At 74.2% G+C, this 11,465-nt stretch carries 8 protein-coding genes; 4 read left to right on the top strand and 4 right to left on the bottom strand.

Going from position 1 to position 11,465, the window contains the following annotated elements:
* Nucleotides 1-6: 6 nt before the first annotated feature.
* The 3 genes from ABD223_RS19560 to ABD223_RS19550 all read right to left on the bottom strand — a co-directional run bounded on the left by ABD223_RS19560 (nt 7) and on the right by ABD223_RS19550 (nt 3,315).
* On the bottom strand, nt 7-210 hold the full coding sequence (locus ABD223_RS19560; protein ID WP_344037737.1) for a hypothetical protein: 204 nt from the start codon (nt 208-210) through the stop codon (nt 7-9).
* 143 nt (nt 211-353) lie between these two features.
* Nucleotides 354-1,367 carry a LacI family DNA-binding transcriptional regulator gene (locus ABD223_RS19555; RefSeq protein ID WP_344037736.1) on the bottom strand — a complete coding sequence of 338 codons (1,014 nt, stop codon included), beginning with the start codon at nt 1,365-1,367 and terminating at the stop codon, nt 354-356.
* Nucleotides 1,368-1,404: 37 nt separating this feature from the next.
* The gene (locus tag ABD223_RS19550) at nt 1,405-3,315 is read right to left on the bottom strand and encodes an MFS transporter (protein WP_344037735.1); all 1,911 of its coding nucleotides are present in this window, start codon (nt 3,313-3,315) and stop codon (nt 1,405-1,407) included.
* A 154-nt stretch (nt 3,316-3,469) separates the two neighbouring features.
* Here ABD223_RS19550 and ABD223_RS19545 point away from each other — a divergent pair, with 154 nt between their 5' ends.
* Complete coding sequence (locus ABD223_RS19545) at nt 3,470-4,291, top strand: M23 family metallopeptidase (RefSeq protein ID WP_344037734.1); 822 nt, start codon at nt 3,470-3,472, stop codon at nt 4,289-4,291.
* Between the two features lie 119 nt (nt 4,292-4,410).
* Here ABD223_RS19545 and ABD223_RS19540 read toward each other — a convergent pair whose 3' ends face one another.
* A complete protein-coding gene (locus ABD223_RS19540; protein WP_344037733.1) occupies nt 4,411-6,501 on the bottom strand; it encodes an ATP-binding protein in 2,091 nt (696 codons plus the stop codon).
* Between the two features lie 220 nt (nt 6,502-6,721).
* Between ABD223_RS19540 and ABD223_RS19535 the strand changes: the two genes are divergently transcribed.
* The 3 genes from ABD223_RS19535 to ABD223_RS19525 all read left to right on the top strand — a co-directional run bounded on the left by ABD223_RS19535 (nt 6,722) and on the right by ABD223_RS19525 (nt 11,456).
* Entirely contained in the window at nt 6,722-7,918 is a 1,197-nt protein-coding gene (locus ABD223_RS19535) for a glycoside hydrolase family 3 N-terminal domain-containing protein (protein WP_344037732.1), read from the top strand.
* A gap of 137 nt (nt 7,919-8,055) precedes the next feature.
* On the top strand, nt 8,056-10,368 hold the full coding sequence (locus ABD223_RS19530) for an Orn/Lys/Arg family decarboxylase (RefSeq protein WP_344037731.1): 2,313 nt from the start codon (nt 8,056-8,058) through the stop codon (nt 10,366-10,368).
* Nucleotides 10,369-10,604: 236 nt separating this feature from the next.
* A complete protein-coding gene (locus tag ABD223_RS19525) occupies nt 10,605-11,456 on the top strand; it encodes an alpha/beta fold hydrolase (protein ID WP_344037730.1) in 852 nt (283 codons plus the stop codon).
* Nucleotides 11,457-11,465 lie beyond the last annotated feature (9 nt).

Here is an 11,465-nt window from a genome sequence, read left to right as displayed (position 1 = left end):
GGCGCGCTACCCGCCGCGCCGCGCGGTCCGCACGCCGTGCCCGACCACGCACAGGACGATCACGAGCCCGATGAACTGGAGGCCGGGCGAGTCGTCGGCCCCTCCGAGCACCACGGCGGCGACTCCGACCGCGAGGGCGAGGAAGGCGAGCAGGTACTTCACGGGGTCTCCGCCCAGCGGCAGGCCCCACTGGGGACGATTCGCGTTCACCTATCGAATATCGCTAGGAACCTATCGAAAGTCAAGCGGATCAGAGTGTGGTTGCTGACCCCGTGGCTTCGTCTCGCCCCGGTCGTGGCGTTCTCGGCTGCGGTTCTGGCGGTGTTCGTCCTGGTGACGGCGCGCCGGCAGGCCTACCGGGTCGCCGCCGGCGGGCCGGTGCTGCCCCGGACCTCCAACCGCGGCGGCAGCAACCGCACCTCGGGCTCGGCGTGGCCGTCGAGCTGGCGCATCGCCAGCTCGACGGCCAACTCGCCCAGCTCGGCCGCCGGGATGTCCACCGAGGTCAGCGGCACCTCGTGGGAGCGGGCCAGGTCCGGCGGGCACACGGCGAGCACCGAGACGTCCAGCGGCACCCGCCGGTCGTGCCGGGCCAGCTCCGACAGCAGCGGCCCGAGCACGGCCTCGTTGTGCACCACCAGCCCGGTCACCGCCGGCCGGCGGGCGAACAGGTCGTCCAGGCAGTCGCGCAGCCCGTCGTAGGTGGGCACGCACGCCAGCGCGGCGGCCCGCACGCCGCGGTCCGCCGCCTCCCGCTCGAAACCGCGCAGGAACCGGCCCGCGTAGCTCGTACCGCGCCGGTAGACGGCCGGGGACGGGCCGATCAGGGCGACGTGCCGGTGGCCGAGGTCGGCCAGGTGGGTCACGCACGCCGCGCCGGCCGCGGTGAAGTCCAGGTCCACGCAGGTCAGCCCCGCGCAGTCGTCGGGAACCCCGATGAGCACCGCGGGCCGCTCCAGCGACCGCAGCACCGGCACCCGCGGCTCGGTCGCCTCCACGTCCATCACCAGGATCGCGTCGGCCAGGGCCGAGGCCGCGACGCGGTCCAGCCCCTCCGCGCCCTCGTCCGCGGTCAGCAGCAGCACGTCGTGGTCGTGGGCGCGGGCCGCGGCGGCGGTGGCGCCGACGAACTGCATGACCACGGGCACGTTCAGGTCCGTGCGCAGGGGCGCGACGAGCGCGATCACGTTGGTGCGGCTGCTCGCCAGCGCCCGCGCGCCCGCGTTGGGGCGGTAGCCCAGCTTGCGGATGCTGCGGTGCACCTTGCGCCGCGTCGTCTCCGAGATCGTGCGCTTGCCGGACAGCACGTAGGACACGGTGCTGGGCGAGACGCCCGCCGCGCGCGCGACATCGGCGATGGTGACCACCCGGTTGATCATAGGTGGACGGACGTCCGGGGCGGGCTCAGGCCACGGGCAGGTCGAGGTCCACGGTGCGGCGCTGCGGGGTGACCACGACGTCGGTGGCGTGGGCGACCTCGGAACCCGGCGGCAGCACGGTCAGGATGTAGCCGCCCAGCGGCGGCAGCGGCAGCGCGTAGCGGCCCTGCCGGTCGGTGCGCGCGTGCTCGGCGGTCTCGCCGGCCGGGCTGGTGAGGGTGACCAGGGCGTCGGCCACCGCCGCACCGCCGTGGCGCACCACGCCGACCAGTTCCCGCCGGTCGCACAGCACGATCCGCCGCGGCCGGCCCGCGCCCAGGTCGAGCACCTCGGACCGGGGCGACCAGCCGTCCGCCGAGCACACCACCAGGTAGCGGTCCGGACCCGGCAGGGCCGCCGACCACGTGCCGGTGTGGTCGGTGCGGGCCCAGTCGACCCGCCGGCCGCGCACGGTCAGCACGGTGACCACGGCCAACCGCACCGGGTGGCCGTCGGGCGTGACGACCTCGCCGCGCGCCACGACCTCCTCGGTCTCGTCGCGGGCGGGGGAGGGGACCGAGGTCACCTCGCGGCCGGGCAGGGCGGTGGCCAGCAGGGCGGCCAGCACCGCCGCCGCGGCCGCGATCCAGGAGACCAGCGCGAACGCGGTGGCGGTCGGCGCGACCACCCCGGCCGTGGTGACCGCGCCCGCGGTCAGGACGGCGGCGACCACGGCGCTGGAGGAGGACGTGCCGATCGAGCGCACCAGGGTGTTGAGGCCGTTGGCGGCGGCGGTCTCGGTGATCGGCACGAAGCGCATCACCAGGATCGGCATGGCGGCGAACGCGATGGCCGTGCCGACCGAGATGACCGTGGTCCCGGTGACCAGCTGCCACAGCTGCCCGGTGAGCAGGGCGCGCATGCCGTAGCCGACCGCCATCACCAGCGAACCGGCCATCAGCGTGACCCGGGCGCCGTAGCGGCGGGTGACCGCGGCCGAGACCGGCGCCAGCAGGACCATGACCAGGCCGCCGGGGAGCATCGCGAGGCCGGCCGCGGTCGGCGACAGGCCGAAACCGACACCGGTCACCTCGGGCAGCTGGAGCTCCTGAGTGCTGACCAGCAGGTTGGCGTACATCGCGAAGCCCGCGAGCAGCGACGCCACGTTGGTCAGCAGCACCGGGCGACGGGCCGAGGTGCGCAGGTCGACCAGCGGGTTGCCCACCCGCAGCTCCCACGGCGCGGCCACGGCGAACCCCAGCACCGCGACCCCCAGGCACAGCAGGGTGGAGCGGCTGGTCCACCCCCACGCCGAGCCCTTCGAGATCGCCAGCAGCAGGCTGGTCAGCGCCACCGACAGCAGCACCGCGCCCACCAGGTCGAAGCGCCCGGGGCTGCGCACCGAGGACTCCGGCACGACCAGCAGCACCGCGGCCAGCATCACCGCGCCCATCCCGGCCGAGACCCAGAACAGCGAGTGCCAGTCCAGCGCGGTGGCGATCACGCCGCCCAGCGGCAGCCCCGCCGCCGCGCCGATGCCCAGCGTGGCGCTCATCAGCGCCACGGCCGCGCCGACCCGCTCCTTCGGCAGCTCGTCGCGCATGATGCTGATGCCCACCGGGATCAGGGCCGGCGCGAAGCCCTGGAGGGCGCGGCCGACCATCATGCCGCCCAGCGAACCGCTCAGCGCGCACACCACCGAACCGACCACCAGCACGCCCAGGGCGAGGGCCATGACCAGCCGCTTGCCCATCATGTCGGCGACCTTGGACAGGATCGGCGTGGCCACCGCGCTGGTCAGCAGCGTGATGGTGACCAGCCACGACGCGTTGTCGGCGGTGGTGTCGAGCAGGGCGGGCAGCTCGGGCAGCAGCGGGACCACGAGCGTCTGCATGAGCGACACGACGGTCCCGCACAGGCTGAGCACGGCGATGACGAGTCCGACGGGGCGCTTCACGCCCGAAACATTAGCCTAGCGAACTAATGTTGGTCGCCGATGGGCCGGACGCGCCACCGGGCTGCCCCGGAAGGCCGTCGGTCGAACAGCCCACACCGCAACGTCACCACATCGCTACGTTCTGCTGCGACGCACTTCACGCGGGAGGCAGCCGATGGACGACGGTGGTGGCATCAGCAGGAGGACCCTCCTGTCCGGCGCGGGGCTCGCCGTCGCCGGCGGCCTGGTCACGCCCGGTGGCGCGAGCGCCGCGAGCTTCTACAACCCGTTCACCGCTTACCGGATCACCGGCACCTGGGAACAGCACCGGTCCCGCGGGTCGCTGGGCGGCATCGACTACGGCATGGCCGTGGGCACCAGCCTGCCCGCCGCGGGCGGCGGCGTGGTGACCAACACACCGGACAACGGCACCGGCGGCCACACCGTCACCATCCGCCACGACAACGGCTACCGCACGCAGTACATGCACCTGTCGCGGTTCCTGCTGGCCAACGGAGCGCGCGTGGGCACGGGAGGCGTCGTCGGCCTGTCCGGCGGGCAACCCGGCGCGCCGGGCTCGGGCTCGTCCACCGGCCCGCACGTGCACTGGCACATGATCGACCCGGGCGGCGCCCGCATCAACCCGCTCACCTACCTCGCCGGCATCGGCGGCGGACTGCCCAAGACCTCCACCGAGCAGGACGGCGTGCCCGGCGCGGTGTTCTGGCAGCGGGCGCAGAACTGGCTGCGGCTGGAGGCCGGCTACACCGGCCCGATCGACGGCGTGCCCGGCGCCAACACCTACGCGGCCATGCAGCGCGCACTGCGGGCCTATGGCTACACCGGTCCGATCGACGGGGCGCCGGGCGTCGGCACGTGGGCCGCAGCGCAGCGCCTGGCCGCCCGATGGGGCTACACCGGACCCGTCGACGGTGTGATGGGACCCAACTCGTGGCGCGGCTTCGCCCGCTTCCTCAACCAGGACAGGTACGACTAGTGCTGAGCCTCACGCGGAACCGGCCCCGGAAGGGCCTCACTGGCGGCCAGAGCCGCCAGGACCAATGATCAGGTGAGGCTTGACCTGCTCAAACAGCCGGCACGGCTAGGGGCGGTGAGTCAGGAGTTGACATTGGTCGGGTTGGCGTCCAGGTCGTCGAGTTGGCGTTGGACGCGCTCGACGTCGGCGCCACGGCCCTGTTCCCGGTACAGGCCCAGCGCTTCCCGCCACGCCGTGCGGGCCGGATCACGCCGAGCGAGCGCGGCGTGGGCACGGCCGAGGGCGTCGAGCGTGTCGGCGAGGTAGTAGGTGTGCCCGAGGGCGCGGTACAGGGCGATGGCCTGTCGGTAGTGGCGGATGGCCCGGTGGTGGCGGCCGGTGTGGTGGTCGATCCAGCCCAGGCTGTTCAGGGTGTCGGCCTCGCCACCGGGTTCGTGGTGGCGACGGTGCAGGGCGAGGGCGGCCCGGCAGTGCTCGCGGGCGGTGTCGTGGTCGCCCGTGCGGGCGGCGCACCAGCCCACCGCGTTGAGCGCCATGGCTTCCCGCACCGGGTTGCCCAGCGCGCGGTGGAGTTCCAAGGTGCGCCGGGCGTGCTCCAAGGCCTTGTGGTCGTCCCCTCGCCGCTCCCACGCGTGCACGAGTTCGTTGTGGGTGACGGCTTGCTGGGGGATGTCGTGGTGGTGCTCGGCCAGGGCGAGCGCCCGGCACAGGTGCTCGACGGCCTCCTCGTGGTGCTCCAGCCAGGAGTGGGCGCTGCCGAGGCTCCGGAGGGTCCGGATGCTGATGGCGGGGTCGGACAGGTGCTCGGCGGCGTCGAGCGCGACCCGCCACACGGCCAGGTCGTCGTGGAGGTGGCCCCGCCGCCAGTGGAAGGTGGTCAGGTTCCACGCCAGGTGCCAGGCGGCGCGGTGGCGGTGGTGAGCGGCGGCGGTGCGCTGCGCGGCGATCAGGTTGGTGTGCTCGGCCTCCAGCCAGGCCATCGCGGCCGGTTGGTCGGCCGGCGGGCGGGGGAGGACACCCGGCGAGGGGGGATCCGGCGGGATCGGGTCGGTGTGCGGGTCCAGGAGGCGGTCGGCGGCGTGGGCGGTGTGCAGGTAGAAGTCCACCACCCGCTCCAGCGCGGCCTGCCGACCGGGTTCGGGCACGGTTCCCGCGCAGGCGCGGACCAGGTCGTGCATCGCGTACCGGTTGTCCGCGCGGTGGTCGACCAGGGAGGCGTCCTCCAGGGCCTGGAGCGCCTTGCGCGTGCGCGCCGGCGCCAGCCCGGCGAGGCAGGCGGCGGCGGGCAGGCCGATGTCGGGACCGGGGGCGGCCCCGAGCAGGGCGAACACCGTGCGCTGCTCGTCGGTGAGGTGGCGCAGCGACCACGACAGCACCGCGGGCAGGCTGGTGGTGGGATCGTCGTCCAGCGCGTCCAGGCCGAACTCGGACAGCTCGGCGACGATCTCCCGCAAGGACGAGCGCAGCCGGGCGCGAGCCACCACCAGGGCCAGGACCAGCGGGAACCCGCCGCACAACTCGATCAGTTCCCGGGCTGCCCGGTGCTCGGCCGCGACGCGCCCGGCGCCCAGCGCGCTCACCAGCAGGGCGTGGGCCTCGTCGGTGGTGAGCACGTCCAACGACAGGGGACGCGCGCCGTGCCCGACGACCAAGCCGGTGAGCCGGCGGCGGCTGGTCACCAGCACCGCGCACGAGGCGCCGCCGGGCAGCAGCGGCACGACCTGCTCGACGTCGGCGGCGTTGTCCAGCACGACCAGCACCCGCTTGGCGGCGACCAGGCTGCGGTACAGCCCCGCCAACGCGTCGAGGTCGCCCGGCAACCGACCGGGGTCCGCGCCCAGGGCGGTCAGGAACCCGCGCAACGCGTCCGCCGGGGCCACCGGCCCACTCGCGGGGCTGAAGCCCCGCAGGTCGACGAACAACTGCCCGTCGGGGAACCGGTCGAGGCGCCGGTTCGCCCACTCCAGCGCCAACCAGGTCTTGCCGACCCCTCCCACCCCGCCGATCGCCGAGACCACGACCGTCACCGACCCGCCCGCGGGCGCGGTCAGGGCGCGGTCCAGCTCGACCAGCTCGGCCACGCGCCCGACGAACGGCGCCCGCGCGGCCGGCAGCTGGCGCGGTGTCGCGAGCGGAGGGGACGGGTGCAGGTGCACGCCGCCGTGCAGCACACCGACCTGCACCACCGCGCCGGTCACGTCCCCGGACACCGCGTTCGAGGTGGATCGCGACCCGCCGCCCGTCGGATCACACGGCTGCCCCGCCCCGGTTCCCGCCACTCCGGACACCTCCTGCCGCGCGCACGACCGGAAACCCCAGCCTGGCACCCCGCCACCCGCAGCCCAACCCCACCGCACGAGAACGAGCCCACCCGTCCCGGCCCGGAATCCCGACCTGCGGCACCGGGAGCACGTCAAGTACGTTGGTGCCGTGCGGACCGAGCGGCCGAGCAGGCACCACGGCGGCCCGAACGCCAGGACGAGGGCATTGCTGGTGTTCACGGCCGTCGGCGCGCTGCTCGCGGCGCTGCTGCACGACCCCGGCGCCCCCGTGGCCGGACGTCCCGTGGCCGCGCCGGCGGGCACCTCCTCGTCCGCACCCCCGTCCTCGCGGCACACCGCCGAACCCGCCCCCGCGCCCGACCCGTGCGCGGTGAAGGCCGCGGCCCTGCCCCTGCGGGCGCGGCTGGCCCAGCTGCTCATGGTCGGCGTCGACCCGCGCGGCGCCGCGGACGCGCTGCGGGTGGTCCAGGCCGAGCAGGTGGGCGGCATCTTCATCGGCGGCGAGGACACCGGCCTGCTGACCGGCGGCCTGGACGCGGTGCGCGCGGCGGCGACGTTGCCGCTGGTGGTCGCCGTCGACGACGAGGGCGGCCGCGTGCAGCGGGTCGACGCGCTCGACGGGTCCCTGCCCAGCGCCCGGCGGATGGCCGAGGGCATGTCGCCGGACCAGGTGCGCGCCGTCGCGCGCGACCGGGCGCGGGCGTTGCGCGCGCGAGGCGTGAGCATGGACCTCGCACCCGTGGTGGACACCAGCGGCCAGCCGGACCGCACCGTCATCGGCGACCGCTCCTTCAGCCCCGACCCCGCGGTCACCGCCGCCTACGCCCAGGCGTTCGCCGAAGGGCTGCACGAGGCGGGCGTCACCCCGGTGCTCAAGCACTTCCCCGGCCACGGCAACACCAGCGGCGACTCGCACCAGGGCGCGGTGACCTCCCCGCCGCTGGAGGCGCTGCGCCAGACCGACCTGGTGCCCTACCACGACATCGACCGCTACGGGCGGGTCGTGGTGATGCTCGGCCACATCGACGTGCCCGGCCTCACCGGCGGCCGCCCGGCGACGCTGAGCGCCGAGGCGTACGGCCTGCTGCGCGGCGAGTTCGGCTTCACCGGCCCGGCGATGACCGACGACCTGGGCGCGATGCGCGCGGTGACCGACCTGGTCGACCTGCCCGAGGCGGTGCGGCAGGCGCTGGCGGCGGGCGCGGACATCGCCCTGTGGTCCTCCGGCGGTCGCACGGGCGAGGTGCTCGACCACCTGGAGGCGTCGGTGGCCTCGGGCTCCCTGCCCCTCGCCCGCGTCGACGAGGGCGCGCGACGCGTGCTCGGCGCGAAGGGCGCGTGCTGACCGGGTCGCCGATGGGCCCCGTGCGCTGAACATCACACGGCCGGGTGGAGGGGGTTCCACGTCCCGGTGACGGGGCCGCTGTGCGCCCTCGCCGCTTCCTACGCTGGGCGAACACTTCACGCGAGGGAGCTGATTCCGTGACCGGGTCCACGATCCTCATCGCCACCGAGCGCGCGGCGGAGGACAACACCGTGCCGGCGGCGAAGGTGGCGCAGGTCTGCGCGCACCTGCGCGAGTGCGGGCACGAGGTGATGGTCGTGCACTCCACCGCCGACGCCGCCTCCGCGATCACCGCCCAGGCCGACCTCGCCGCCGCCGTGGTGAGCTGGGAACTGGTCGGCGGCCCGCTCCAGCCCTCCGGCGCCGGCCCGGCCGTCCGGGGTGGCGTGCTGCGGATGCTGCTGGACCGGTTCTCCTCGCGGCTGCCGGTGTTCCTGCTGACCACCGGCGACTACAGCGACGAGACGCCGCTGTGGGTCTCCGAGGTCATCAACGGCTGGATCTGGCTGCTGGAGGACACGCCCGACTTCATCGCGGGGCGGATCGACTTCGCCGCGCGCCAGTACCTCGACCACGTCCTGCCGCCGTTCTTCCGCGAACTGCGCCGGTTCGACGACACCCACCCGTACTCGTGGCACACCCCGGCCCACGCGGGCGGCATCGCGTTCCTCAAGTCGCCGGTCGGGCGGGCGTTCTTCGACTACTTCGGCGAACGCCTGTTCCGCACCGACATCTCGGTGTCGGTCGGCGAGCTCGGCTCGCTGTTCGAGCACACCGGCCCGGTCGGCGAGGCCGAGCGCAACGCCGCGCGCATCTTCGGCGCCGACGAGACCTACTTCGTGCTGCACGGCACGTCGACGTCCAACCGGATGATCATCCACAGCGCGGTGGCCACCGACGAGATCACCCTGCTGGACCGCAACTGCCACAAGGCGATCAACCACGGCGTCACCCTCACCGGCGCGCGCCCCGTCTACCTGGTGCCCACCCGCAACGGCTACGGGATCACCGGCCCCATCCCGCAGCACCGGCTGACCGCGGACGCGGTGCGCGAGCAGGTCGAGCGCACCCCGATCGCGGCGGGCGCGGTGCGCGCGGAACCGTCCTACGCGGTCATCACGAACTCCACCTACGACGGCCTCTGCTACGACACGGCCCGGGTGACCGAGCTGCTGGGCGCGTCGACCCGCACCCTGCACTTCGACGAGGCGTGGTTCGCCTACGGCCGGTTCAACCCGCTCTACGCGGGCCGCTACGGCATGGCGACCGCCGACGGCGGGCTGCCGGCCGAGCAGCGCCCGACCGTGTTCGCCACCCACTCCTCGCACAAGCTGCTGGCCGCGCTGTCCCAGTCCGCGATGATCCACGTGAAGTCCGGCGGGAAGGCGCCGTTCGACCGGTCCCGGTTCAACGAGACGTACATGATGCACGGCACCACGTCGCCGCTGTACCCGATGATCGCCTCGTGCGACGTCGCGGCGGGCATGATGGACGGCCCGGCCGGGAACTGGCTGACCACCGAGGCCATCACCGAGGCGGTCCGGTTCCGGCAGGCGGTGATCCGGCTCGGCAAGCGGCTGGCGGAGGCGGGCGACCGGCCGCCGTGGTTCTTCGGCGCGTGGCAGCCGACCGAGGTCACCGACGAGCGGATCCCGTTCCACGAGGCGCCGCTCGACCTGCTGCGCACCGACCCGCGCTGCTGGACGCTGGAGCCGGATGCCGAGTGGCACGGCTTCCCCGGGCTGGAGCCCGGCTTCTGCCTGCTCGACCCGGTCAAGGTGACGATCACGTGCCCCGGCGTCGACGCGCTCGGCGACGTGTCCGCGTTCGGGATCCCGGCCCGGGTGGTGACGGCGTACCTGGAGACCCGGCGGATCGTGGTGGAGAAGACCGACGTCTACACGTTCCTCGTGCTGTTCTCCATGGGCATCACGAAGGGCAAGTGGGGCACGCTGCTCGACGCGCTCACCGATTTCAAGCAGCTCCACGACGCCGACGCCCCGCTGGGCGAGGTGCTGCCGGACCTGGTGAAGGCCCACCCCGGGCGGTACCGGGGGCTGACGCTGCCGCGGCTGTGCGAGGAGATGCACCACGCCCTCGCCGACAGCAAGGTCGTGCAGCTGCTCAACGAGGCGTTCACCAGCCCCACGCCGCCCACGGCGGTGATGACGCCGGCGGAGGCCTACCAGCGCTTCATCCGCGGCGAGACCGAACTCGTCGGCTTGCCCGACCTGGCCGACCGCGTGGTGGCCACCCAGGTCACGACCACGCCGCCCGGCATCCCGGTGCTGGTGCCCGGCGAGCGCGTCGGCTCACCGGACGGTCCGCTGCTCCGCTACCTGCGCGTGCTGGAGGCGTTCGACCAGCGGTTCCCCGGGTTCGCCAGCGAGACCCACGGCGTGCACCACGAGGGCGGCGAGTACTGGATCTCGTGCGTCACCGAGCGGTGAACCGCTCCCGGGCGCTTCCGGCGCGGTCATCGACCGCTCCGTCGTGGACCCCGTGCTCCAGCGCGCAGTCGGTCGCGGACCGGCTCCAGGGGCCGGGGAGGAAGGGGGTGTGGAGGCGCTGACCCCGTCCACGGGGTGCCCGGCCCTGCTCCGCCGGCCCGGGAACCGCCCGGGGCGTGACGAACCGCTTACCTACTCGTTGGTTAAGCAAGACTGGCGACGGAAGGGGTGGCGGCATGGCGACCGAGCGGTTGCTGCTGGAGGACGGGGCCGAGCTGAACGTGGTGCGCAGCGGTCCGCCCGGGGCCGAGCTGACCGCCGTGCTGGCGCACGGCTACGCGCTGGACCACCGCAGCTGGCACCGCGTGGTGGCGGCCCTGCCCGAGTCCGTGCAGGTCATCGCCTACGACCACCGGGGTCACGGCGCGTCGTCGCCCGCGACCAAGGCGACCGCGACGATCGAGCAGCTCGGCGATGACCTCGGTCAGCTGGTCGAGCGGCTCGTGCCGCACGGGCGGGTGGTGGTCGTCGGTCACTCGATGGGCGGCATGGCGGCGATGGCGATGGCCGAGCGGCGGCCCCGCCTGTACCGGCAGCGGGTGGCGGGCGTGGTGTTCGTGTCCACCGCCTCGACCGGCCTGGCCGAGACGTCGCTGGCGTGGCCGAAGGCGCTGGGCAAGCTGGTGCGCGAGCTGGAGCGGGCGTTCGGTCCGCTGGTGCGCACCATCCGGGAGAAGATCGAGCCCGCCAAGACCGCGGGCCTGCGCTGGTGGCTGTTCGGCGACGAGCCGCGGCAGGAGGACGTCGACCTGACCGCGGACATGGTGTGGGCGCACTGGCCGGAGACCATCGCCCTGTTCCGCCCGGCCGTGGACCGCTACGACCGGGAGGCCGCGCTGACGGTGGCGGGGGAGCGGCCGGTGATCGCGATCGTGGGCGACGAGGACCGGCTGGTGCCCGAGTCGAACGCGAAGGAGCTGGCCGCGGTGGTGGGCGGTGAGTCGGTGGTGGTGGAGGACGCGGGTCACATGCTGCCGCTGGAGGCGCCGGTGGAGGTGGCGGCGCAGGTGGTGGCGCTGGGGGCGTAGGCGGGTGGG

The sequence above is a fragment of the Saccharothrix xinjiangensis genome (assembly GCF_039527585.1).
Classification (GTDB): domain Bacteria; phylum Actinomycetota; class Actinomycetes; order Mycobacteriales; family Pseudonocardiaceae; genus Actinosynnema; species Actinosynnema xinjiangensis.
This window is presented reverse-complemented; position numbering and strand designations above follow the sequence as displayed.